A 24,775-nucleotide genomic window follows, 5' to 3' on the forward strand; every position below is an offset into this window, starting at 1 on the left:
GTGGTTTATTAAACCCTGACGCAAATATGAAACCTGCGTCATCTATGCCTGATGCCTGCCGGGCCGGTGCTACGCTCGCGGAAACTCCGCAAGGGTACTTCACCATGGAAATGAACTGGCACCAGGCCCTGCAACAGAGCCTGACCTGGCTTGCAATTGCCTCGTTTATTACGTTCGCCTGCTTCGCCATCACGGCGGCCCTGGCGGTTCGCTACGCGCGCTGGGGCCAGCAGTTCTGGCAGGTGGCAGGCCCGTATTTCAACCCCAGGCGCAGCTGGAAGCCCCTGCTGGGCTTCGCTGCGCTGCTGATACTGACGCTGTTTTCGGTCCGCCTGGAAGTGCTGTTTTCTTACTGGTACAACGGCTTCTACAGTGCGCTGCAGGGCCTTGACCAAACGGCGTTCTGGTCACTGCTTGGCGTGTTCGCGATACTGGCAACTATTCACGTGCTGCGCTCGTTGGTCGCTTTCTACGTTAGCCAGGCCTTCAGCATCCGGTGGAGGGTTTGGCTTACCGAGCGCCTGACCCGTGACTGGACCCAGGACGACGCCTACTACCGAGGGCGTTTCGTGAGTGAGCCCGTGGACAACCCGGATCAGCGGATCGAACTGGATGCCAGCGTGTTCGTCAGCAGCTCCCTGACGCTGGCCTTAGGGGCTGTGAGCGCTCTGGTTTCACTGGTCGCCTTTACCGGCATCCTCTGGGGGTTATCGGCGCCGCTGACGGTTTCTGGTATCGACATCCCCAGGGCCATGGTGTTTGCAGTGTACGTCTACGTATTATTGGCCACCTGGGTAGCCTTCCGCTTGGGTAAGCCACTCATCAAGCTCAACTTCCTCAACGAAAAACTCACTGCCAACTTCCGTTACGCCTTGATGCGCATGCGCGAGAACGCGGAGAACATCGCTTTCTATCAAGGTGGCACGCTTGAGCGACACACGCTGCTAGGCCGGTTCGGGGCGTTGATCCTCAATGCCTGGGCGCTTGTTTTCAGAAACCTCAAGTTCAGCGGTTTCAACCTGGGGGTGAGCCAAGTTGCAGTGGTGTTCCCCTTCATTCTCCAGGCTCCCCGGTTTTTCAGTGGTGCGATCAAGCTGGGCGATGTGATGCAGACCTCGCAGGCGTTTGGCCAGGTGCAAGATTCGCTGTCGTTCTTCCGTGAGTCCTACGATGCATTTGCCCAGTACCGGGCCACCCTGAATCGTCTGACCGGTTTTTTGAGTGCTAACCAGCAGGCCAGGGCGTTACCCCACACCGAGGTGAGCGACCAGCCCGATGGGCTGCTTGTTGAGGGCTTGCAGGTCAGGCGCCCGGACGGCGTCCCGCTGATCTCAGACCTCGATCTGGACCTGCGTGCTGGCGATGCACTGTTGATTCAGGGTGCTTCGGGCAGCGGCAAGACCACGCTGCTACGCGCGCTGGCAGGTCTGTGGCCTTACGCTGACGGTGCGGTGCGGCGTCCTTCAGGCCTGCATGCGCTATTCCTTTCACAGCGCCCTTACCTGCCCTTGGGGAATCTGCGCACCATCATCGCTTACCCGGCCACTTACTCGCTCAGTGATGAACAGCGGGTGGCGCAGGTGCTGAGCCAGGTGAGCCTGGGCCACTTGCGCGATCAGCTCGACACTCAATGCGACTGGGCGGGCGTGCTGTCCCTCGGTGAACAGCAGCGTCTTGCGTTCGCACGCGTACTGTTCAATCGCCCTGAGGTAGTGTTTCTCGATGAGTCCACATCGGCAATGGACGAGGGCCTGGAACAGGCCATGTATTCCCTGCTTCGGCAGCACATGCCACGCGCCTTGCTTGTCAGTGTGGGGCACCGCAGCACGCTCGCCGGGCTGCATACCCATCGACTGCGCTTGGATGGCGAGGGTGCATGGGGCATGCAACCCCTGTGAGCGTAGGTCGCAGCCTGACAGAAGGTTCCCTTGCGAAGGTGTAAATTTCGTAAATACGATATAAACACAATTGAGAATAAATGTATTTTCCATCCCTGTTGGCCACTCGAGCAGTGCGGGCCGGTGGGCGAGGGCTCCCGGTGACACCGGGTGCGCCGTTTCGCCCTTGAACAGCAGGAGATGTACCGATGCAGTGCAGAACTTCACCCAACAGCCTGGCCCTGGTGCTTTTCTCGCTGGTGTCACCGGCCGTGATGGCCACCTCGACCGACGATAAGGGTGAGGTTCTGAATGCCCCATCTGCCGATAACGCCCTGGTGATTCAGGACACACTGATCACAGCCGAGCGTGAGGCCCGGCAAGCACTGGGCACCTCGATCATCACGGCTGACGACATCAAGCGCCATCCACCTGCCAATGACTTGTCCGATATCATCCGCCGCGAGCCGGGTGTGAACCTGACCGGTAACAGTGCAAGCGGTGCGAGAGGCAACAACCGGCAGATCGACCTGCGCGGCATGGGCCCGGAAAATACTTTGATCTTGATCGACGGAAAGCCGTCCAACGCCCGCAACGCGGTACGTTATGGCTGGAACGGCGACCGTGACACCCGTGGGGAAACCAACTGGGTGCCGGCTGAGGCAGTCGAGCGCATCGAGATCCTGCGCGGTCCTGCTGCTGCCCGCTACGGCTCAGGCGCCATGGGCGGGGTGGTGAACATCATCACCAAGCGCCCTTCCGATGAACTCAAGGGTGGCGTGAGCCTGTACACCCAATTGCCTGAAGACAGCGCCGAAGGCGCCAGCCGGCGGGCCAACTTCAACCTGAGCGGCGGCCTTACCGAAAACCTTGGCCTGCGGGTTTACGGGGGGTGGGCCAAAACCGATGCCGACGACCTGGACATCAACGACGGCCACGCCACCAGCGCGTTGGTGGCGGGCCGCGAAGGTGTGCGCAACAAGGACATCAATGGCCTGGCGAGCTTGAGGCTTAACGATGAGCATCGTCTCGAAGCCAGTGCGGGCTACAGCCGTCAGGGCAATGTGTTCGCGGGCGATACCATGAACAGCAACGGCGGTGGTGATGTTGATTTTGTTTCCAGCTTGTATGGCCATGAAACCAATGTCATGCAGCGCAGCACTTACGACCTCACGCACCTTGGGGATTTCACCTGGGGCACCAGCAAAACCTCGCTAGGCTACGAGTACGTCCGTAACTGGCGCCTCAACGAAGGCCTGGCAGGCCGCACGGAGGGTGCCCCAAATGGCGAAGGCGCTGCCATGTCGCGGTTGCGCAACACCCGGTTGAGCAGTGAGGTGAACCTGCCGTTTGCACTGGGCAGCACCGAACACGTACTGACCCTGGGTGGCGAGTACCTGTACGAGGCGCTCAACGACCAAGGCTCGTTACGCCCGCAGAGTTCTGACCCTGCCGGGGGTGGAAGTATTGCCGGCTTCGAGCGCAGCAACTCCAAGATGACGGCCCGCAGCCATGCATTTTTCGTCGAAGACAACATCGTGGTTGGCAATACGACCGTCACGCCTGGCCTGCGTTTCGACCACCACGAAACCTTCGGCGACAACTTCAGCCCCAGCCTTAACCTTTCCCACAAGCTCACCGACGCATTGTCGCTCAAGGGGGGCATCGCACGGGCCTACAAGACCCCGAACCTGTACCAGTCGAACCCCAATTACCTGCTGTACAGCCGAGGCAACGGCTGCAGTGTCCTGCAAACCAACCGGGGCGGTTGCTACCTGCAGGGTAACGCGGACCTCAAGCCTGAAATCAGCGTCAACAAGGAAATCGGGCTGCAATACGACCAAGGCAGCTGGCGCACAAGTGCCACGTACTTTCGCAATGACTATAAAAACAAGATCATCGGCGATACCGATGTGCTGTACACCCTCGGCACAGGTAGCCGTGTGACCCAGTGGGACAACGCCGGCAAGGCGCGCGTGGAGGGCATCGAGGGCAACTACTTCGTCGAATTGACGCCCACCCTGGACTGGAATACCAACCTCACCTGGATGCTGGACAACCATAGCCGTGAGACGGGTGAGCCGCTCTCGGTCATCCCGCGCTTCACCGTCAATACTACCCTGGACTGGCGCGCTACCGAGCAGCTGTCCTTGCAGGTGGCGGGGACCTGGTTCGGCAAGCAGAAGTCGCCGTCCTACAACTACCGCACCCAACAGGACTACCATGCCAGTGCGCAGCAGGATGTAGACGCCTACGGCCTAGTAGATGTCAGTGCAGGCTACGCATTCAATGCCAACTACGATGTGCGGGTGGGTGTGAACAACGTCTTTGACAAGCAGATCCTGCGCGGTGGCAATGCCAGCACCTCAGGTGCCAACACCTACAACCAGCCGGGCAGGGCGCTGTTCATGGCATTGAATATCAACTTCTGACGCACTGGCCGCCCCGCTCCTGGGGCGGCTGCCTTTGATGTCCGGGCAGCAGGCGTGCTAAACCGTACGCTTGTTCCCGCGAGACCTCAGCATTGAAAGCCACGCACCTTACCCTCGTTTGCCATGCCTTGACCCAGTCGCAGAAGGCCGGGCGCCTGCCCGCACCTGGCGACCTCCTGGTCCAGTCAGCCTGGCAAGCCTTCGAGACGCCGCCAGATACACACGTGATCACAGCTCCCGAGCAGCGCGCGCGCGAAACGGCAAGCAGGTTCGGACACGCACGGGTAGCGCCGTCGTTGGCTGATTGCGACCTCGGTGACTGGCGGGGGATGCCGCTGAAGCAGTTGCAGGCAGAGCAACCGCAGGCGCTTGCTGACTGGCTGCAGGACCCGGCCAGCACGGTGCACGGTGGCGAGTCCTTCGCTGCGCTGTGCCAGCGCATGGCGGCATGGCTGGTGACCTTCGACAGGCCAGGGGCGTGGTTGGCAGTGACTCACCCATGGGTGATACGCGCCGTGCTGGTACAGGTGCTGGGCTGCCCACTCAGTGCAGCCCAGCGCATCGACATCCTGCCATTATCCCGCCTGCAGCTCGCCAGTACCGGTCAGTGGCGCCTGCGGGTCAGCTGAGCCTCAAAACGCCAGCTTGTAGCCGATCAGCAACAGCATCGCAGCCAGGCAGGGGCGCAGCACACGGTCCGAGATCCGCCCGGTGAGATGGCTGCCCAGGTAGATGCCTGGCAACGAACCCAGCAGCAGATAACCCAGCAGCGACCAGTCCATGTTGCCCATGCCGGCATGCCCCAGGCCGGCCACCAGCGTAAGCGGGACGGCGTGGGCGATCTCTGTGCCTACCAGGCGACGTGTGATCAGGAAAGGGTAGAGCAGGAACAGCGCCACCGTGCCTAACGCACCGGCGCCGATGGACGTAAGCGTAACCATCACGCCCAGTACCACGCCCGTGAGGATGGTCAGGGTATTGAGGCTGCGGTCGCTCAGGTGATAATGGTCGCCGGCATGGCGGCTGGCAAAGGCCTGCAGGCGGGACTTGAACAGGATCGCCAGCGCGGTGAGTATCAACACCACAGCGAGGCCCTGCTTGATGATGGCGTTCACCGCCGTGGTGTCTGTGTGCAGGGTGCTGAGAAACCACAGGGTCAGCGCCGCGGCCGGCACGCTGCCCAGGCTGAGCAGGCCCGTTATCTTCCAGTCGATGTTCTTGTTGCGCGCATGTACCCACACGCCGCTGGCCTTGGTGATTGCCGCGTAGAGCAAGTCGGTGCCTACGGCCGTGGCCGGGTTGATGCCGAACCACAACAGGATCGGGGTCATCAGCGAGCCGCCACCTACCCCGGTCATGCCGACGATGAAGCCTACAACCAGCCCTGCAATGGTGAACCCAAAAGAACCTACATCCATACGCTACTCGACTGCCCAGCTTTGCCCGTTATCGGATGCAGCCAGCATATAGGTTTTTTTATAGCCAAATAGACTTGTTCGTTATTAGGTTATAACCAGGGGTGGCGCCAGGTTACGCCACCCCTGCTGGGTCAGATCCTGAAGCTGCCCACCAGTTGCTTCAGGCGCCCGGCCTGTTGAGCCAGCTGGTCACAGTGCAGCAGGGTTTCATTCAGGTTCTCCACCCCTTGCTGGTTCAGCGCGTTGATCTGGGTGATGTCCAGGTTCAGGCTTTCGACAACAGCTGTCTGCTCTTCGGTAGCGGTGGCGACCGACTGGTTCATGCCATCGATTTCACCGATCCGCTGGGTGACGCTGGCCAGGCGCTCTCCCGCCTGGTTGGCAACCTGTACCGTCTGCTCGCTGGACACCTGACTGGTGTTCATCGTGTGCACGGCCTCCCGCGAACCCACCTGCAGGCTGGTGATCATGCGGTGGATTTCTTCTGCCGACTCCTGGGTACGGTGTGCCAGGTTGCGCACTTCGTCGGCCACCACGGCGAACCCGCGGCCCGCTTCACCCGCACGTGCGGCCTCGATTGCCGCGTTGAGGGCCAGCAGGTTGGTCTGTTGGGAGATGCCCTTGATCACGTCGAGGATCTTGCCGATTTCATCGGTACTGGCGTTGAGCGTCTCGATCTGCGCGCAGGACTCGCTGATGCGTTGCGACAAGGCGGTCATGGCGCTGATCGCCTCTTCGACAACCGCCCGGCCACCATGGGCCTGCTCGCTGGCGCCGCTGGCGTGCTGCGATGCATCGGCGGCATTGCGGGCAATTTCCTGGGTCGCAGCCCCCAGCTCGTTGATCGCTGCGGCCACGCTGTTGGTGCGCATGCTCTGCTCTTCAGAGCCATTGATGGACGCGTTGGATGCACTGACCACTTTCTCGGACAGGTCGTGAACCAGGCGCGTGGCCGACGATACTTCGCTGATGGACGCATGAATGCGTTCGACGAACCGGTTGAAGGAGGCTGCCACCTCACCGAACTCATCCTGGTTCTGCACCACCAGGCGGCGGGTGAGGTCGCCTTCGCCCTCGGCAATATCACGCATCGCACGGCCCATGGTAGTCAGCGGCCGCATCAGCACCGGGATCAGCAGGCCGAGCACAGCGGCGATGGCCGCCACCGCGATGAGCATGGCAATGATTGCAGAGGTGCGGAACTGACTGAGCGCGGCGTAGGCTTTGTCCTTGTCGATCGACAAGCCAATGTACCATTGCGCTGACGGCAGGCCGGCAACCGGAGCAAACGAAATCAGGCGCTCCTGGCCGTTGAGGGTGACATCCTGCATACCTGCAGCGACCCGCAGGTTGCTGCCGGGATAAATGTCTTTCAGGTTCTTCATGACCTGGTCTTTATCGGGGCTCACGATCACCTGGCCAGTGCTGTCTGCCAGGAAGGCGTGGCCAATGCCGCCAAAGTCGACCGAGTTGATGATTTCGACCAGGGTATCGAGGCTCACGTCGCCCCCCACCACGCCCATCATCTCGCCATTGGCCTTGCTCTTGACGGGCACGGCGATGGTTACCATCAGGCCGCCTACGGCACCTTGGTAGGGTGCCGTCAGTACAGTCTGCCCTGCGCTGGCAGCCACGCCATACCATGGCCGCTGCCTGGGGTCATAGCCTGCGGGCATCTGCGCATCGGGGCGCTGAGTGAAGCTGCCGTTGGCTTGGCCAAAGTAGGTGAAGAGGAAGTTGCGAGTGTACGAGGGCTGCTCGATCAACCCGGCCAGCTCGTTGCCGGCGCCCAGCAGGCCGATATCCTGGGCCAGGTTTTCCAGCACCAGAATGCGCCCGCCCATCCAGCTCTGCACGCTACTGGCCGTCAGCGCCCCTGACTGCTCCACCGAGGCTTCGATGTTCTGGCGGATGGTGTTGCGTTGCAGATAATCGTTGTAGAGGGTGAACAGGGCGAATGCCAGGACCACGACACCGCAGGCGCTGAGCAGGATCTTGTGGCGAAATTTCAGGTTCATGTTTCGAGACCTTGAGCCAATGAGGGGAGGGCGCCGTGCGCTCTTGACGCACGGCGGGGCCTGTCGACCGGGGTATCGGCTCACCCGGTAAAAGGTTGATACACCTACGGAAATTTCTTAAGGGCGTTTCGACAAACGGCGTTCAGCAGGCTGCCAGCTGTTCGATCAGCCGCCGCGCAGCTTGTTGCAGCGGCTGCTGCTTGCGCCAGAGGATATGCACCGGTAGCTGCAGGGCGTTGCGTGTGTTGCGAAAGTGCAGCCTCACCAGCCGGCCGCTGGCCAGCAATGGCGCCACCCGGGACAGTGGCAGGTCGCCCCAGCCCAGGCCGGCCTCGACCATCTGCAGGGCAAGGTCAAAGCTGTCGGTGGACCAATGCGCGGCGCCGATCAAGGGGCGCGGGTCGGCCAACGGCAGGTCGCGGCTGCGCACCAGAATCTGCCGTACCCGGGTCAGGTCCTCCAGGTAATGTATGGCGCCGCCGTCCAGGGCAGGGTGAGTGGGGGCCAGGGTCGCTACCAGCGACTCTTCACCTATGAATTGGAAACCACGGTGGCTCTCCACCTGCAAACCGGCGAAGGCCACGCACAGGTCCGCGCGGCCGCTGTCCAGCAATTGCAGCGCTTCTTCCTGAGGGGCGCTGAGCAAGGTGATGTCCAACAGGGGATAGCGTTCACCCAGCCGGGCGATGGCCGCTAGCAGCGGGCCGTGATCGATATCAGGGGCTACCGCCAGCGTGAGGCTGCTTTCCAGCCCTCGCGACAACTCCAGCGCATGCACCTGCAGCAACCCCAACTGCTCGGCTATCAGCCGGGCATGCGGCTCCAGCGCCAAGGCCTGCGCGGTGGGGCGCACTTCCCGTGCGCCCCTTTCGAACAGGCTGTAGCCAAGCTCGGCCTCCAGGTTGCCAATGCCCATGCTCACAGCTGAGGGTACGCGCTTGAGTGTGCGTGCGGCCGCTGAGAACGACCCTTGGTCGAGTACGCTGAGAAACAGCTGAATATTGTCGCTGGAAAAATTCATCGGGCTCTCCTGTCAGCTCATCTGACAGCTGCTGACTTTTACTGTCAAGCAGGGTGAAGCAAACTTTGCGCAATCATGTTGTGAGGTTGGAGGAAAACGCTGTGCAGGGTCTGAAACGCAAGCTGGTGTACGTGACGTTCTACGAGTTGATTGGGTTGTGCATGTCCACGCTCGGGCTCGCTTACCTGTCTGACACCCAGGCGTCTCACACTGGCCCGCTGGCGGTGATGATCACCACCATCGCCATGCTCTGGAACCTGATCTACAACATGGTGTTCGAGTATTGGGAAAGCCGCCAGCGTACCCGTGGGCGCAGCGTGGCAAGGCGCATCGTGCATGCCATCGGCTTCCAGCTGACGCTGGTGGTCTACTTGATACCGCTGATTGCCTGGTGGCTGGGCATGACCCTTGTGGAGGCGCTGCTGGTAGACATGGCGTTCATCATCCTGGTGCCGTGCTACACCTTTGCCTACAACTGGGCATTCGACCGGTTGTTCGGCCTGCCAACGTCAGCCATGGCGCCTGCCTGATCAGGCGTTGATCCGGCGCCGCCCACTGCTCAACCCAGTTGGAGCTTGCCTTCAAGCCGGTCGAGGTGCTTGTGCATCAGTGCCAGCGCAGCGGGCGCGTCGCCTTGCTCCACCGCATCGATGATCGCGGCGTGCTCCTGCCATGCACAGTGGTCGCAGCAGGGGGATTCGTAGCGGGCGATGATCAGCGAGGTCATCGGTACCAGCCCGTTGAGAAAGCGCGCCAGCGGGGCATTGGCCGCCACCTGCGCCAGTTTGAGATGAAACTCGCCGCCCAGCCGGATGGCTGCGCAGCGCTCGCCATTGTCGTAGTGCTGGCGTTCGCGTTCCACCAACTGGCGAAGCTGGCGCACCTGCGCTGGCCGGGCACGTTCGGCCGCCAGGGTAATCAGGGTGGTTTCGGCCAGGCGCCGGGCGCTCAGCACCTGGCGTGCCTGCTCAGGGTCGGGCGCCGCCAGGTGTGCCGTGTGGCTAGGGCGTTGCACCACCACCTGTTGGTCGCACAGGCGCCCAAGTACCCGGCGAATGACCGTCCGGCTGACGCCGAAGGCATGGCCCAGTGCCTGTTCGGGTAGCAGGCTGCCAGGCGGCAAGCGCTGTTCGAGGATCGCATCGAACAGCCGCGGGTAGATCTGCTCGGCCGAGAGCCGGGTTTCCCCCGCAGCAAGCAGGGCAGGCAAAGGGTGGGCGCCGTTCATCGTCGCTCTCCTGGGGTCAAGGGGTCGGGTGCTCATCGGGTACATTCAGGGCAATACCCATACGCAGCCCTTCTGCCAGAATGTGCTGTCGCATCTGCGCGCTGGCTTGCGCGCTGCTGCGCTCGCGTATGGCACGCACGACGGCTTCATTTTCTTTCAGCCGCGCTGCCAGATGCTCCGGTGAGTTGCGCAGCATGTCGGCGCTCTGCTTGAGGGCGTTGCCGGTTTGTTGCACCACGCTCTGGAAGATCGGGTTTGTGGTAAGGGCGAACAGCGCTTCGTGGAAAGCGATGTAGGCTTTTACCCCCGCCTCGCTGTCGTGCGCCTCCAGTGCTTCGCGCATGTCCATGAGGGTCAGGCGTAGTTGGCCGATGTCCTGGCTGTTGGCCGATTGCGCCACCAGGCCGACGATGAACGGCTCCAGGGTGTAGCGCAGCTCCAGCACATCGGCAAGGCTCGCCGCCGCGCCGGTGTCCAGGGTACGTTCTTGAACTGCACCCTCACCCTCGAGCACCAGTACGCCTTTGCCTGGCAATGATCTGACCAGGCCCAGGGTTTCCAGAACGGTTACCGCCTCTCTCAGGCTCGGCCGGCTGATGCCCATTTGCTCGGCCAGCTCGCGCTGGCCAGGCAGCATGTCCCCGCTGCGCCATTGGCCTCTGGCCAGGGCCTGGCGCAGTTTTTCAACCACTGAATTGACGACGGTGGATGAGCTGATCAAAGTTCGCTCCTTGGAGGGCCGGCACGGGGGCCGGCCGCACGCTTTCAAAAGTCCTGTTGATGGGTGCCTGGTTGTTTGCGGGGTGTGTGCGCAAAGCCGGGTTTGCCGTCGAGCACATTGTTGGCCCGCTCAAGGTCGATGTCCTTTTCCCAGCGTGCAATGGCCACCGTGGCGACGCAGTTGCCAATCAGGTTGGTCAGCGCCCGGCCGATGCCCATGAACCAGTCCACAGCCAGTACCAGCACCAGGCCAACCACGGGTATTGCCGGCACGGCGGTCAAGGTCGCCGCCAGAATCACCAGTGCAGAGCCTGGGATGCCATGAGCGCCTTTGGAAGTCACCAGTGACACCAGCAAAATGGTCAGCAGGTCGGTCATTTCCAGCGGCGTACCCGTCGCATTGGCGATGAATACGATGGCCAGGGTGAGGTAGATGGAGAAACCATCGAGGTTGAACGAGTAGCCGGTAGGAATCACCAGCCCCACCGTGGAACTGCCAATGCCCAGATGCTCCAGCTTGCGCATGATCTGCGGCAGCACGGCGTCGGACGAAGCGGTGCCCAGCACGATGGTGAGTTCTTCACGCAGGTATTTGATCAGGGGCAGCAGCTTGAGGCCAGACAAGCGCATCACGGTGCCCAGCACGATCAGCACGAACCCTGCGCAGGTGAGGTAGAACAACGCTACCAGGCCGCCCAGGTGCTGCAGCGATTCAAGGCCGTACTTGCTGGTGGTGAAGGCGATGGCACCGAATACGCCAATGGGCGCCAGGCGCACGATCATGCCCATGATGCGGAAGATCACATGGCTCAGCTCGTTGATCAGCCGCGAGATGCCGGCCGCCGAATCACCCACCAGGTTGAGTGCACTGCCGAACAGTACCGAGAACAGCAGCACTTGCAGGATATTGTTGTCGGCGAAGGCCCCGACCACCGAGTTGGGGATCAGGTCCATGAAGAAGGCGGTGGCACCATGGATGTGCTGGCCGCGCTCCGCCAGGCTGCTGGCGTCGGCGCTGGACAACTGGTCCAGATGAATGTTGGCACCGGTACCGATACCGCTGGTGAAGGCGAACACCAGGCCGATGACCAGGGCCAGTGTGGTCAACACCTCGAAATAGATCACCGATTTCAGGCCGATGCGGCCGACTTTCTTCAGGTCACCTGCGCCGGAGATACCACTCACTACCACGCAGAAGACGATAAGGCCGATGAGCATCTTGATCAGCTTGATAAAGCCGTCGCCCAAGGGTTTGAGTTGCAGGGAGAGGTCGGGGAAACTGAGTCCGCAGACGACGCCGAGGGCGAGGCCTAACACGACTTGAAGAAAGATCGAACGCGAGCACCATTTGAGCATGGAAGTGATCTCTGATCGGTGTCCCTGCTTCGGTAGCCGCATGGGGCGAAAGAGCGCAGGACTTAATTATTGTGGTCTTACCGGTTTGTTCAGCGCGTGGTCATAAAACCCCGAAATATCCTGCAATGCAAGGGTTTTTGGCCTTACCGGTCTGACCAGTTGTGGTGCACTTCAGTGGCCCGGGCTCTACTACGGTGCGTGCAGCGGTTTTTGCCGAACCGCATGCCGGGGTGACTGCACAGTGCAACGTAGCGGGTTGCAATCTGCTTGCCAGCTACCCGGAAGCTTGGCTGCTGCTCAAATGCAAGGCAAAAAAAAACGGCACCTGTATAAGGTGCCGTCGTGGGTGGCCAACAGTATCAGCCGTGCAGCTCTTCTGCTGCATACAAGGTGTTTTCCAGCAGGCAGGCCCGGGTCATCGGCCCGACGCCGCCTGGCACCGGGGTGATCCAGCCGGCGCGGGGCAGGGCGGTCTCGTAGACCACATCGCCGACCAGCTTGCCGTCTTCCTGACGGTTGATGCCCACATCAATCACGATGGCACCTTCCTTGATCCATTCACCCTTGACCAGCCCCGGCTTGCCGGCAGCCACGACCACCAGGTCAGCACGGCCAACGTGGCCAGCCAGGTCCTGGGTGAAGCGGTGGCAGACGGTCACGGTGCAGCCGCCAAGCAACAGCTCCATGGCCATCGGCCGGCCAACGATGTTGGAGGCGCCGACGATCACGGCATTCATGCCGTACAGGTCCTGGCCCGTGCTCTCGAGCAGGGTCATGATGCCCTTGGGTGTGCACGGGCGCAGCAGGGGGATACGTTGGGCCAGGCGACCGATGTTGTAAGGGTGGAAACCGTCCACGTCCTTGTCCGGGCGAATGCGCTCGAGCAGCAGTGAGGCGTCCAGGTGCGCCGGCAGTGGCAACTGCAGCAGAATGCCATCCACGGCTGGGTCATCGTTGAGGCGGTCGATGAGTTCGGTCAGTGCTTGTTGGGTGGTCTGGCTGGGCAGGTCGAACGCCTGGGAGATAAAGCCGACTTCTTCGCAGTCCTTGCGCTTGTGCGAGACATAGACTTGGGAGGCAGGGTCGGTGCCGACCAGGATCACTGCCAGCCCCGGTGTACGCAGGCCCTGCTGGCGCCGCTCCACGACACGTTGAGCGATCTGCTGGCGCAGCTTGGCGGCGATCGCCTTGCCATCGATTAGGTGTGCAGTCATAGACGCGTGATTAACCATCGAGAAGGAAACAATAAAGAGGGCGCATTCTCGCACGACATCGGCCAAGGGCAAAGGCGGGTGGTCGGGCAAATGCCCTAACCCCTTCAATAATTTATATTTTTTTGAAAAAGGTGTTGACGATCTACAGGGTCGCCTATAAGATTCGCCGCACTTGTCGGGCACAGCCTAGCACTGGTTGGCGAAGTCGGGCAGAATGAGCCGTTTGGCAGCAGCCTGCAAAACTTCTCGTTCGGTTAGGCTTCATGCTTAAGCGCCCGTAGCTCAGCTGGATAGAGCATCCGCCTTCTAAGCGGATGGTCGCAGGTTCGAGTCCTGCCGGGTGCGCCACTTAGGCAGCTTTGGCAAGCAAGTAGGCTGTAATGCAATATGGTGGGCGTAGCTCAGTTGGTAGAGCGCTGGATTGTGATTCCAGTTGTCGTGGGTTCGATTCCCATCGTCCACCCCATATTCTTCAAAGGCGCCGCGATAGCATCTGGCGCCTTTGTTTTAAGCGTTACGCGGACGTGGTGAAATTGGTAGACACACTGGATTTAGGTTCCAGCGGCGCAAGCTGTAAGAGTTCGAGTCTCTTCGTCCGCACCATGCTTCTGTAAGGCAGTACCGCAACACCGCAACATGGTGGGCGTAGCTCAGTTGGTAGAGCGCTGGATTGTGATTCCAGTTGTCGTGGGTTCGATTCCCATCGTCCACCCCATCTTTCGAAAGGCGCCTTGGTCATGGACCGGGCGCCTTTTTTGTTGCGCGTCGCGCGCAGCCCATGGCAGGTATTTTCAGGGCATATCACGGCTAGGCCCTTGCAATCCGCTGGTGAGGGCCCAATAAAAGCTGTTAGATTTCAGCCAGTTGAAATCCCGGCCCGTTGAGTCGGCGGAGGAGCAGCCCAATGATTGCAAAAGAAGCCCGTCAGGCCCTTGCGCTGCAGCGCTTTGCCCAGGCCCATCCACAGCTGCTGGAAGAGGTCCGTCAGCTTGATGCGCATGAGCAGGCGCAGCAAATCGAGTGGGCGTTCGAAGATGCCGCTCATGAGCAAGGCCTTCAGCCTTGGGAGTTGGCGCTGCAGTTGATTGCCGAAAGCCCCGAGCAACTGCAGGCGATGCGCCTGGAAACCCACCGGGAGGTGGCAGAGGCGCTGGGCATGGGCTGGGAGGAATACTGCCATTTCAACGAAATCGACCCTGCATAAAGGTAGCGATGTCGTTGAAGGTAGTTGTTGAACAAGATATTTCGGCCGCAGACCGTCATGGGCGTCCTGCGGCCCCTATTGAGACAGGTTCGGCGGCTTGCCGCCTGAGCCTTTAAAGCCAATCGACCGGCGTCGTCCAGGGGGCATCCCGGGTGGGGTGACTTCTGCTGCGTGACTCACTAGAATGCTTGCCCTTGATTCTGGAGTCGGGCAAACGCCGGCTAACGTCTGTGCAACGAGGAATATCCATGCAAGTTTCTGTTGAAAACACTTCCGCTCTCGAGCGCCGCATGACCATCGCCGTTCCGGCCGAGCGCGTCGAGAACGAAGTCAACAAGCGTCTGCAGCAGACTGCCAAGCGCGCCAAGGTTGCCGGTTTCCGTCCAGGCAAGGTGCCGATGAGCGTGATCCGCCAGCGTTTCGAAGCCGATGCCCGTCAAGAGGCGTTCGGTGACCTGGTCCAGGCTTCCTTCTATGAAGCGATCGTCGAGCAGAAGCTGAACCCGGCTGGCGCCCCTGCCGTCGAGCCCAAGTCCTTCGAAAAAGGCAAGGACCTGGAATTTGTCGCTATCTTCGAAGTGTTCCCCGAGTTCACCGTGGCTGGCCTCGAAACCATCAAGGTCGAGCGCCTGAGCGCCGAAGTGGCTGATTCCGACCTGGACAGCATGCTGGAAGTGCTGCGCAAGCAGAACACCCGTTTCGAGGCTGTCGAGCGTGCCGCCCAGAACGACGACCAGGTCAACATCGACTTCGTTGGCAAGGTAGACGGTGAGGCCTTCGCAGGTGGTTCGGCCAAAGGCACCCCGCTGGTTCTGGGTTCGGGCCGCATGATCCCTGGCTTCGAAGAAGGCCTGGTAGGCGCCAAGGCGGGCGAAGAGCGCGTTGTGAACGTAACCTTCCCTGAGGACTATCAGAACCTGGACCTGGCTGGCAAAGCCGCCGAGTTCACCATCACCGTCAACAGCGTTGCGGCACCTGTGCTGCCAGAACTGAACGAAGAGTTCTTCGCCCAGTTCGGCATCAAGGAATCGACCCTGGAAGGCTTCCGCACCGAAGTTCGCAAGAACATGGAGCGTGAACTGCGCCAGGCGATCAAGACCAAGGTCAAGAACCAGGTCATGGACGGTCTGTTGGCCGCCAACCCGATCGAAGTGCCAAAGGCGCTGCTGGAAAACGAAGTCAACCGTCTGCGCGTGCAGGCTGTTCAGCAGTTCGGTGGCAACATCAAGCCTGACCAACTGCCGGCCGAGCTGTTCGACGAGCAGGCCAAGCGCCGCGTCGTGCTGGGCCTGATCGTGGCCGAAGTGGTCAAGCAGAACGAGCTGAAGCCAGACGAAGCCAAGGTTCGCGAGATGATCGAAGAAATGGCCTCTGCCTATCAGGAGCCTGAGCAGGTCATCGCCTGGTACTACAAGAACGACGAGCAGATGAACGAGGTTCGTTCGGTTGTGCTGGAAGAACAAGTTGTAGATACTGTTCTGCAGAAAGCGACTGTGACCGACAAGTCGGTCTCGTACGAAGAAGCCGTTAAACCTGCCGAGGCACCCGCCGAAGCCGAGTAACGGGCCCTTCTCGTAGGAAACCCCCACAAGCCAGCCTTCGCGCTGGCTTGTGCGTATTCAAGCCATGACTATTTGGGAGTGAGCGCAGGACATGTCCCGCAATTCTTTTATTCAGCAGAGCTCTGACATCCAGGCTGCAGGCGGCCTGGTCCCGATGGTTATCGAGCAGTCCGCCCGTGGCGAGCGTGCTTACGACATTTACTCGCGCCTGTTGAAGGAGCGTGTGATTTTCCTGGTTGGCCCGGTAGAAGACTACATGGCGAACCTGGTCGTTGCGCAAATGCTCTTCCTTGAGGCGGAAAACCCGGACAAGGATATCCATCTGTACATCAACTCGCCGGGCGGTTCGGTGACCGCAGGTATGTCGATCTACGACACCATGCAGTTCATCAAGCCGGACGTTTCCACCATCTGCATTGGCCAAGCCTGCAGCATGGGTGCGTTCCTGCTGGCTGCCGGTGCCAAGGGCAAGCGTCACTGCCTGCCTAACTCGCGCGTGATGATTCACCAGCCACTGGGCGGCTTCCAGGGCCAGGCTACCGATATCGAGATCCATGCCCAGGAAATCCTCAATATCAAGGCCCGCCTGAACGAGCTGCTGGCGTACCACACAGGCCAGGACCTGGAAACCATCAAGCGTGACACCGAGCGCGACAACTTCATGAGCGCCTCGCGCGCGGCCGAGTACGGCCTGATCGACTCGGTATACGACAAGCGGCAACTGGCTTCCTGACCCTGGCAGCCAGAGCAGGTGGGCGCACATGGCGCCTGCCTGCGGACTTGAAAAAGCCCGCAATTGCCTTCATCTTGTGTTGCAAGCCTACCGGATTGGATCGATCGAATGACTGACACCCGTAACGGCGAGGACAGCGGCAAATTGCTTTATTGCTCCTTCTGCGGCAAAAGCCAGCACGAAGTACGCAAACTGATTGCCGGGCCCTCGGTATTTATCTGCGACGAGTGCGTCGACCTGTGCAACGACATCATCCGTGAGGAGGTGCAGGAAGCCCAGGCCGAGAGCAGCGCGCACAAATTGCCTTCGCCGAAAGAAATCAGCGGCATCCTGGACCAGTATGTCATTGGTCAGGAGCGCGCAAAAAAGGTGCTTGCCGTAGCGGTGTACAACCACTACAAACGCCTGAATCAGCGTGACAAAAAGGGCGACGAAGTCGAACTGGGCAAGAGCAACATTCTGCTCATCGGGCCTACCGGCTCGGGTAAGACATTGCTTGCAGAAACCCTCGCTCGCCTGTTGAACGTACCATTCACCATTGCAGACGCCACCACCCTGACCGAAGCTGGTTACGTGGGTGAGGACGTCGAAAACATCATCCAGAAGCTGCTGCAGAAGTGTGACTACGACGTGGAGAAGGCCCAGATGGGCATTGTCTACATCGACGAAATCGACAAGATCTCGCGCAAATCTGATAACCCGTCGATTACCCGTGATGTTTCGGGTGAGGGCGTGCAGCAGGCGCTGCTCAAGCTCATCGAGGGGACCGTTGCCTCGGTACCGCCTCAGGGCGGCCGCAAGCATCCGCAGCAGGAATTTCTGCAGGTTGATACCCGCAATATCCTGTTCATTTGCGGTGGCGCCTTCTCCGGCCTGGAAAAGGTCATCCAGAACCGCTCTACCAAGGGTGGTATGGGCTTTGGCGCTGAAGTGCGCAGCAAGGAAGAAGGCAAGAAGGTTGGCGAGTCGCTGCGTGAAGTCGAGCCGGATGACCTGGTCAAATTTGGCCTGATTCCGGAATTCGTCGGCCGTCTGCCTGTATTGGCGACGCTTGACGAACTGGACGAAGCTGCGCTGATCCAGATCCTGACCGAGCCGAAGAACGCCTTGACCAAGCAGTATGCCAAGCTGTTCGAAATGGAAAGCGTCGACCTTGAGTTCCGCTCTGATGCGCTCAAGGCCGTGGCACGCAAGGCCCTTGAGCGCAAAACGGGTGCTCGTGGCCTGCGCTCCATTCTCGAGGGCGTTCTGCTCGACACCATGTACGAGATTCCTTCCTCGAAGGATGTCAGCAAGGTGGTCATTGATGAGAGCGTCATCGAAGGCACTTCGCAGCCGCTGATGATCTACGAAAACAGCGAGCCGCAAGCCAAGGCCGCACCAGACGCCTGATACGGGCATGGTCGGTTGAAGTACCTGCATAAGGGGCCCACGGGCCCCTTTTTGCTTTTCCTGCGCTAGCGCTTGTAATTTCGCAGGCATGCCCCCACATTAGGTCCAAGCATAATTTCCAACGTTTTCCGGCCATAGGGCCGCTGTAGAGGCGAAATCATGAAGACCACCCTCGACTTGCCTCTTTTGCCATTGCGCGATGTCGTTGTTTACCCGCACATGGTCATCCCGCTGTTCGTGGGGCGTGAAAAGTCCATCGAAGCCCTAGAGGCGGCGATGACGGGCGAAAAGCAGATTCTGCTGCTGGCCCAGAAAAACCCGGCCGATGATGATCCGGGCGAGGACGCGCTGTACCGCGTCGGCACCGTAGCCACTGTGCTTCAACTGCTCAAGCTGCCAGATGGCACCGTCAAGGTGCTGGTCGAGGGTGAGCAGCGCGGTGCGGTCGAGCGCTTTAGCGAAGTCGATGGCCATGTGCGTGCCGAAGTGTCGTTGATCGATGAAACCGACGCTGCGGAGCGTGAGTCGGAAGTATTCGTGCGCACGCTGCTTTCGCAATTCGAGCAGTACGTGCAGCTGGGCAAGAAAGTCCCCGCCGAAGTCCTGTCATCGCTTAACAGCATCGATGAGCCTGGCCGCCTGGTGGATACCATGGCTGCGCATATGGCGCTGAAAATCGAGCAGAAACAGGAAATCCTTGAGATCGTCGACCTGTCGGCGCGTGTCGAACACGTGCTGGCGCTGCTGGACGCCGAAATCGACCTGTTGCAGGTCGAGAAGCGCATCCGTGGGCGGGTCAAGAAGCAGATGGAGCGCAGCCAGCGCGAGTACTACTTGAATGAGCAGATGAAAGCCATTCAGAAAGAGCTCGGTGACGGCGACGAGGGCCACAATGAGGTCGAAGAGCTTAAAAAGCGCATCGAAGCCGCGGGCCTGCCGAAAGATGCCATGACCAAGGCTCAGGCCGAGCTGAACAAGCTCAAGCAGATGTCACCGATGTCGGCCGAGGCCACGGTGGTGCGCTCGTACCTCGACTGGCTGGTGCAGGTGCCGTGGAAGGCCCAGAGCAAGGTGCGCCTGGACTTGACCAAGGCCGAGGAAATCCTCGATGCCGACCACTATGGCCTTGAAGAGGTCAAAGAACGCATTCTTGAGTACCTTGCCGTACAGAAACGCGTCAAGAAAATCCGTGGCCCTGTACTGTGCCTGGTTGGCCCACCCGGCGTCGGCAAGACCTCGCTGGCTGAGTCCATCGCTGCGGCCACCAACCGCAAGTTCGTGCGCATGGCCCTTGGCGGCGTGCGTGACGAGGCAGAAATCCGCGGTCACCGCCGCACTTACATCGGCTCCATGCCGGGCCGGCTGATCCAGAAGATGACCAAGGTGGGCGTGCGCAACCCGCTGTTCCTGCTCGATGAAATCGACAAGATGGGCAGCGACATGCGTGGCGACCCGGCATCGGCGCTGCTCGAGGTGCTTGACCCCGAGCAGAACCACAATTTCAACGACCATTACCTGGAGGTCGACTACGACCTTTCGGACGTGATGTTCCTGTGCACCTCCAACTCGATGAACATTCCGCCAGCGTTGCTGGACCGTATGGAGATCATCCGCCTGCCGGGTTACACCGAGGACGAAAAGATCAACATCGCGGTCAAATACCTGGTACCCAAGCAGGTCAAGGCCAACGGGTTGAAGAAGGACGAGCTGGAGGTCGACGTATCGGCGATCCGTGACATCATCCGTTACTACACCCGCGAGGCTGGCGTGCGTGGCCTGGAGCGGCAGATTGCCAAGGTCTGCCGCAAGGTGGTCAAGGAACATACTGGCCAGAAGCAGGTGAAGGTCAAGGTGGCTGGCGAACAGCTTGAGCACCTGCTGGGTGTACGCAAGTTCCGCTACGGGCTGGCGGAGCAGAAGGACCAGATCGGCCAGGTCACAGGCCTTGCCTGGACGCAGGTTGGCGGTGAACTGCTCACCATCGAAGCCGTGGTCATTCCTGGCAAGGGCCAGTTGATCAAGACCGGTTCGCTGGGTGACGTCATGGTCGAGTCGATCACGGCCGCGCAGACGGTTGTGCGTAGCCGGGCGCGTAGCCTGGGGATCGCTGCTGATTTCCATGAAAAGCATGACGTTCACATCCATATGCCCGAGGGTGCTACACCCAAGGATGGCCCGAGTGCTGGCATTGGCATGTGCACGGCGCTGGTATCGGCACTGACCCAGATACCCGTACGCGCCGACGTCGCCATGACCGGCGAAATTACCCTGCGCGGGCAGGTGCTGGCGATCGGCGGCTTGAAGGAAAAACTGCTGGCGGCTCACCGTGGCGGCATCAAGACGGTGATCATCCCGGAGGAGAATGTGCGCGATTTGAAGGAGATTCCTGAAAACATCAAACAGGATCTTCAGATCAAACCGGTCAAATGGATTGACGAAGTCCTGCAAATTGCGCTGCAATACGCCCCGGAGCCCTTGCCAGATGTGGCTTCCGAGATTGTCGCCAAGGACGAAAAGCGCGACAGCGATGCTAAGGAAAGAATCAGCACGCACTAGCAGTTTTAGGCTGGGGGGCTTTCCTTGACAGTATTTTCGGGGCCTTGCTATAAAGCGGCACGCTATTGTCATCAGGCCACCCAGCGTACGTTTCAAACGTTTTTGATTACATACTTAGAAACATACTCATTAGAGAGATAAGGGGACTTAGAGTGAACAAGTCGGAACTGATTGACGCTATCGCCGCATCCGCTGACATCCCGAAAGCTGTTGCTGGTCGCGCCTTGGACGCAGTCATCGAGTCTGTGACCGGTGCCCTGAAAGCAGGCGACGATGTGGTACTGGTGGGCTTCGGTACTTTCACTGTAAAAGACCGCGCTGAGCGCACTGGCCGCAACCCGCAAACCGGCAAGGCGATCAAGATTGCCGCTGCCAAGGTGCCGGGCTTCAAGGCTGGCAAGGGTCTGAAAGACGCCGTTAACTAACAAGTCGTCTCTTTCAGCCGAACCGGGCACTGCCAGGTTCGAGCACGCCGAAGGCGAGGCGCAAACGTTCTCGCCTGACACGTTTGCTAAGAAAAGGCGCATCCTCGGATGCGCCTTTCTTTTATCAGGACTCTACCCACGCTCCGCGGTTGTCGACGCAGTGGTACAGCCGTCTCTGGGGGACGCATGCTGCAAAATATCAGGGACAATTCACAAGGTTGGATTGCCAAGACCATCATCGGCCTCATCGTCGTTCTGATGGCATTGACCGGTTTCGAAGCTATCTTCCAAGCCGCCACCCATAGCCAGGACGCCGCCAAGGTCAACGGCGAAACCATCAGCCAGAACGAACTGAGCCAGGCAGCCGACATGCAGCGCCGCCAGCTGGTGCAACAGCTGGGCAAGGACTTCGACCCTGCGCTGCTGGATGACAAGCTGCTGCGCGAAGAAGCACTCAAGGGCCTGATCGCCCGCAAGCTGCTGCTCGAAGGCGCCAAGGATGCCAAGTTCGCCTTCTCCGATGCTGCCCTCGACCAGGTAATCTTGCAGACGCCGGAATTTCAGGTCGATGGCAAGTTCAGTGCCGACCGCTTCGACCAGGTCATCCGCCAGATGGGCTATGGCCGCATGCAGTTCCGCGACATGCTCGGCGAAGAAATGCTCATCGGGCAACTGCGTACCGGCCTGGCCGGCAGCAGCTTCGTGACCGACCAGCAGGTAGATGCATTCGCCCGCCTGGAAAAGCAGACCCGCGACTTTGCCTCCCTGACTTTCAAGGTCGACCCAACAGCGGTGAAGGTCAGCGATGAAGAGGTCAAGCAGCACTATGACCAGCACGCCAAGGAATTCATGTCACCCGACCAGGTGGTGATTGATTATGTCGAGCTGAAGAAGTCGGCATTCTTCGACCAGGCCAAGGTTACTGACGAGCAACTCAAGGCGCAGTACGAGAAGGAAATCGCCAACCTTGCCGAACAGCGTCGCGCCGCCCACATTCTGATCGAGGTCAACGACAAGGTCACCGACGCCCAGGCCAAGGCCCGCGCTGAAGAGATCGAGAAGCGCCTGGCCAAAGGTGAGGATTTCGCCGCGCTGGCCAAGGAGTATTCCCAGGACCCAGGCTCGGCCAGCAACGGCGGCGACCTCGGTTTCGCGGGCCCTGGGGTCTACGACCCGGCATTCGAGCAGGCGCTGTACAAGCTGCACGATGGCCAGGTCTCTACTCCGGTGCGTACCGAGTACGGCTACCACCTGATCAAGCTGCTGGGTGTGGAGGCGCCTGAGGTGCCGAGCTTCGCCAGCCTGAAAGACAAGCTGACCCGTGACCTGAAGACGCCAATGGTAGAGCAGCGTTACGTGGATGCCAGCAAGCAGTTGCAGGACGCGGCCTACGAGGCTTCCGACCTTGGGCAACCTGCCCAGGACTTGTACCTTAAGGTACATACCTCCGCGCCGTTCGGTCGTGAAGGCGGCGAGGGCATCACCGCCAACCGTTCCGTGGTGCAGGCTGCATTCTCCGAAGAAGTGCTGGAGGAGGGTGCCAACAGCACCGCCATCGAGCTGGACCCGGAAACCACCGTCGTGCTGCGCGTCAAGGAGCACCGCAAGCCTGAGCAATTGCCGCTGGAGGCAGTCGCCAAGAGTATCCGCGACCACCTGGCCAAGGAGAAGGCAACTGCGGAACTCAAAGCCAAGGCGGACAAGCTGATCGCCGGCCTGCGTGACGGTTCCATCGCTGCCGGTAGCGTGCACGAAGGCCAGGGCTGGAAGGCCTATGAGGCGGTGACCCGTGGCGAGGACGGGATTGACCCGGCTGAACTGCAGGCGCTCTTCCGTCTGGGCAAGCCTCAGGCCAAGGACAAGCCAGTCTATGGCAGCGTGGTGCTGCGTGACGGAAGCCTGGTGGTGCTGCAACTCAAGGGCGTGAACGAAGGCACCGCAGCGACTGACGAAGAGAAGCAGCAGATCCGCCGCTACCTTGCCTCCCGCGCCGGCCAGCAGGACTTCGCTGCGTACCGCAAGCAGCTGGAAGCCAACGCCGACATCACCCGCTACTGAGGTGATCACCTGGGGCTGCACAGCAGCCCCAGTATTCAATCCCCATCCCCCAGCCTTGCGCTAGCGCTTGGCCCCCTCGTAATTGTCCAGCGTGTCTCGCGCAATCTCCCGCCCCAGCGCAATCAGCTCTGGCGCTTTGTAGAACTCGAAGAACCGACAAACACGTTTGGGCACGTTGATCAGGACGTCTGGCGGATAACCGGCGATCTTGTACTGTGCCAGCGAGGTTTGCATCACCTCGAAGCTCTGGTTGATGAGGTCCAGCAGGGAAGCAGGGCCCACGTTATCGATGATGAACGAACCTGTTGCCGACTTCGGCGCCCCCTCGCGCTCGGGCGCGGCGGTGGGTTGCTGGGCCTGCGGGTTAGCTGCATCGGCCAGCCAGGGGTTTGGCGGCACCAGGCCCTCGGTACCCATGCCCTGAGCGATGCGCACTAGCTGCTCGGCTGGTTTACGGCGGAACGGCAAGTGTGAACCCAATGAATTCAACAGCGCGTCGAAACGCATCTTGAAAGCAGCCGGCCGCTCGATCACCGGCAGTTGGTAGTGCTTCTGGTTGGTGGCATTGAGGTTGACCGCAATAATCAGGTCGCAGTGGCTGGATACCACAGGCACGATCGGCAACGGGTTGAGGATGCCCCCATCGACCAGCATGCGGTTGCCCTGCATCACTGGGGTGAACAGGCTGGGGATGGCGGCCGAGGCGCGCATGGCCTGATGCAGGCAACCCTCCTGGAACCAGATTTCCTGCTGGTTGGTGAGGTCTGCGGCGACTGCCGTGTAGGGGATGCGCAACTGCTCGATGTTGATTTCGCCAACGATCTTGCGAATTTGGCCGAATACCTTGTCGCCTCGGATCGCGCCAAGGCGGAAGCTGACATCCACCAGGCGCAGCACATCCAGATAGTCCAGGCTTTCGATCCAGTGGCGGTACTCCCCCAGCTTGCCTGCAGCATAGATGCCGCCTACCACCGCCCCCATGGAGCAGCCGGCAACACAGGCGATCTCATAGCCGCGGCGTTCGATTTCCTCGATCACGCCGATGTGCGCATACCCCCGGGCGCCGCCCGATCCCAGTACCAGTGCCACGCGTTTGCTCATGTACAGTCCCCAGCCCGTGTAACCCTGCGCCTACAATGCACTGAACCCACCCCGGGCTTCAATGCGCATTGTGCGGGGCTACCCGCGTGGTGCAGCAAGCCGGGGCCAGGGGGGCACTTTTCAGATGCCCGAGCGTCCAAACGCCACTGTTTTCCTATCTTCGAGGTCTTAACAATGAAAGCCTGGATCTGCCTTCCCCTGATTGCCCTGGCCCTTGCCGGCTGCGCAGGCAAAACCGCGTACCGCGACAGCTGTGCCACCCAACTGGATGCGGCCTGGAAAGAGCTGGACCTGGCCAAGGCTGAAGGCTTCGCAGGCGCAGTGAGTTATTCCAAGGCGCTGTCACTGCTCACCGGTGCCAAGACCCAGCAACAGTTCGAAGGGTATGAGAGCTGCACCCGAAAAGCCGAAAAGGCCCGTTTCTACATTCGTGAGTCGCGTGCCGGTCGCTGACCAAGGA

The 24,775-nt window shown here is 60.4% G+C and carries 20 protein-coding genes and 4 tRNA genes; 16 read left to right on the top strand and 8 right to left on the bottom strand.

Annotated elements, in window-relative coordinates:
- Positions 1-104 precede the first annotated feature (104 nt).
- From APH25_RS04065 to APH25_RS04075, 3 genes are all read left to right on the top strand, one after another.
- Positions 105-1,898, top strand: a complete 1,794-nt coding sequence (locus APH25_RS04065) for an ABC transporter ATP-binding protein/permease (RefSeq protein WP_060481151.1) — start codon at positions 105-107, stop codon at positions 1,896-1,898.
- 188 nt (positions 1,899-2,086) lie between these two features.
- Positions 2,087-4,309: a TonB-dependent siderophore receptor gene (locus APH25_RS04070; RefSeq protein WP_060481152.1), complete on the top strand. Its 2,223-nt coding sequence runs from the start codon at positions 2,087-2,089 to the stop codon at positions 4,307-4,309.
- A gap of 92 nt (positions 4,310-4,401) precedes the next feature.
- Complete coding sequence (locus APH25_RS04075; protein ID WP_060481153.1) at positions 4,402-4,938, top strand: histidine phosphatase family protein; 537 nt, start codon at positions 4,402-4,404, stop codon at positions 4,936-4,938.
- Between the two features lie 3 nt (positions 4,939-4,941).
- Here the strand turns inward: APH25_RS04075 and APH25_RS04080 are convergent, their stop codons facing one another.
- The 3 genes from APH25_RS04080 to APH25_RS04090 form a co-directional block, all read right to left on the bottom strand.
- Positions 4,942-5,727 (bottom strand): sulfite exporter TauE/SafE family protein, encoded by a 786-nt coding sequence (locus tag APH25_RS04080; protein ID WP_028634553.1) that lies wholly within the window; start codon positions 5,725-5,727, stop codon positions 4,942-4,944.
- A 131-nt stretch (positions 5,728-5,858) separates the two neighbouring features.
- The gene (mcpA, locus tag APH25_RS04085) at positions 5,859-7,745 is read right to left on the bottom strand and encodes a methyl-accepting chemotaxis protein McpA (protein ID WP_060481154.1); all 1,887 of its coding nucleotides are present in this window, start codon (positions 7,743-7,745) and stop codon (positions 5,859-5,861) included.
- 142 nt (positions 7,746-7,887) lie between these two features.
- Positions 7,888-8,766 (bottom strand): LysR family transcriptional regulator, encoded by an 879-nt coding sequence (locus APH25_RS04090; RefSeq protein WP_060481155.1) that lies wholly within the window; start codon positions 8,764-8,766, stop codon positions 7,888-7,890.
- 101 nt (positions 8,767-8,867) lie between these two features.
- Here APH25_RS04090 and APH25_RS04095 point away from each other — a divergent pair, with 101 nt between their 5' ends.
- On the top strand, positions 8,868-9,296 hold the full coding sequence (locus APH25_RS04095) for a PACE efflux transporter (protein WP_060481156.1): 429 nt from the start codon (positions 8,868-8,870) through the stop codon (positions 9,294-9,296).
- Positions 9,297-9,325: 29 nt separating this feature from the next.
- Here APH25_RS04095 and APH25_RS04100 read toward each other — a convergent pair whose 3' ends face one another.
- The 4 genes from APH25_RS04100 to folD all read right to left on the bottom strand — a co-directional run bounded on the left by APH25_RS04100 (position 9,326) and on the right by folD (position 13,284).
- Complete coding sequence (locus APH25_RS04100) at positions 9,326-9,994, bottom strand: GntR family transcriptional regulator (protein WP_060481157.1); 669 nt, start codon at positions 9,992-9,994, stop codon at positions 9,326-9,328.
- A 16-nt stretch (positions 9,995-10,010) separates the two neighbouring features.
- Complete coding sequence (locus tag APH25_RS04105) at positions 10,011-10,715, bottom strand: FadR/GntR family transcriptional regulator (RefSeq protein ID WP_028634548.1); 705 nt, start codon at positions 10,713-10,715, stop codon at positions 10,011-10,013.
- Positions 10,716-10,759: 44 nt separating this feature from the next.
- The gene (locus APH25_RS04110) at positions 10,760-12,070 is read right to left on the bottom strand and encodes a C4-dicarboxylate transporter DctA (RefSeq protein WP_028634547.1); all 1,311 of its coding nucleotides are present in this window, start codon (positions 12,068-12,070) and stop codon (positions 10,760-10,762) included.
- Between the two features lie 359 nt (positions 12,071-12,429).
- On the bottom strand, positions 12,430-13,284 hold the full coding sequence (folD, locus tag APH25_RS04115) for a bifunctional methylenetetrahydrofolate dehydrogenase/methenyltetrahydrofolate cyclohydrolase FolD (RefSeq protein WP_028634546.1): 855 nt from the start codon (positions 13,282-13,284) through the stop codon (positions 12,430-12,432).
- 271 nt (positions 13,285-13,555) lie between these two features.
- On the opposite strand from folD, the gene APH25_RS04120 reads away from it, so the two are divergent.
- From APH25_RS04120 to APH25_RS04170, 11 genes are all read left to right on the top strand, one after another.
- A tRNA-Arg gene (locus APH25_RS04120) sits at positions 13,556-13,632 on the top strand.
- 42 nt (positions 13,633-13,674) lie between these two features.
- Positions 13,675-13,750, top strand: a tRNA-His gene (locus tag APH25_RS04125).
- Between the two features lie 52 nt (positions 13,751-13,802).
- Positions 13,803-13,887, top strand: a tRNA-Leu gene (locus APH25_RS04130).
- Positions 13,888-13,923: 36 nt separating this feature from the next.
- Positions 13,924-13,999 (top strand) — tRNA-His (locus tag APH25_RS04135).
- Between the two features lie 189 nt (positions 14,000-14,188).
- The gene (locus tag APH25_RS04140) at positions 14,189-14,488 is read left to right on the top strand and encodes a DUF6388 family protein (RefSeq protein ID WP_028634545.1); all 300 of its coding nucleotides are present in this window, start codon (positions 14,189-14,191) and stop codon (positions 14,486-14,488) included.
- Positions 14,489-14,736: 248 nt separating this feature from the next.
- On the top strand, positions 14,737-16,050 hold the full coding sequence (tig, locus tag APH25_RS04145; protein WP_028634544.1) for a trigger factor: 1,314 nt from the start codon (positions 14,737-14,739) through the stop codon (positions 16,048-16,050).
- 91 nt (positions 16,051-16,141) lie between these two features.
- The gene (gene clpP / locus APH25_RS04150; protein WP_023536171.1) at positions 16,142-16,783 is read left to right on the top strand and encodes an ATP-dependent Clp endopeptidase proteolytic subunit ClpP; all 642 of its coding nucleotides are present in this window, start codon (positions 16,142-16,144) and stop codon (positions 16,781-16,783) included.
- Between the two features lie 108 nt (positions 16,784-16,891).
- Positions 16,892-18,175 carry an ATP-dependent Clp protease ATP-binding subunit ClpX gene (gene clpX / locus APH25_RS04155; protein ID WP_028634543.1) on the top strand — a complete coding sequence of 428 codons (1,284 nt, stop codon included), beginning with the start codon at positions 16,892-16,894 and terminating at the stop codon, positions 18,173-18,175.
- Between the two features lie 159 nt (positions 18,176-18,334).
- Entirely contained in the window at positions 18,335-20,731 is a 2,397-nt protein-coding gene (gene lon, locus APH25_RS04160; RefSeq protein ID WP_060481158.1) for an endopeptidase La, read from the top strand.
- A gap of 152 nt (positions 20,732-20,883) precedes the next feature.
- Positions 20,884-21,156, top strand: a complete 273-nt coding sequence (locus tag APH25_RS04165; protein WP_028634541.1) for an HU family DNA-binding protein — start codon at positions 20,884-20,886, stop codon at positions 21,154-21,156.
- A gap of 186 nt (positions 21,157-21,342) precedes the next feature.
- A complete protein-coding gene (locus APH25_RS04170; protein WP_060481159.1) occupies positions 21,343-23,214 on the top strand; it encodes a SurA N-terminal domain-containing protein in 1,872 nt (623 codons plus the stop codon).
- 60 nt (positions 23,215-23,274) lie between these two features.
- Here the strand turns inward: APH25_RS04170 and APH25_RS04175 are convergent, their stop codons facing one another.
- Positions 23,275-24,315, bottom strand: coding sequence for a patatin-like phospholipase family protein (locus tag APH25_RS04175; protein WP_060481160.1), 1,041 nt, complete (start codon positions 24,313-24,315; stop codon positions 23,275-23,277).
- 174 nt (positions 24,316-24,489) lie between these two features.
- Between APH25_RS04175 and APH25_RS04180 the strand changes: the two genes are divergently transcribed.
- Positions 24,490-24,768, top strand: coding sequence for a lipoprotein (locus APH25_RS04180; protein ID WP_003250254.1), 279 nt, complete (start codon positions 24,490-24,492; stop codon positions 24,766-24,768).
- Positions 24,769-24,775 lie beyond the last annotated feature (7 nt).

Source organism: Pseudomonas sp. NBRC 111119 (genome assembly GCF_001320125.1).
GTDB lineage: Bacteria > Pseudomonadota > Gammaproteobacteria > Pseudomonadales > Pseudomonadaceae > Aquipseudomonas > Aquipseudomonas parafulva.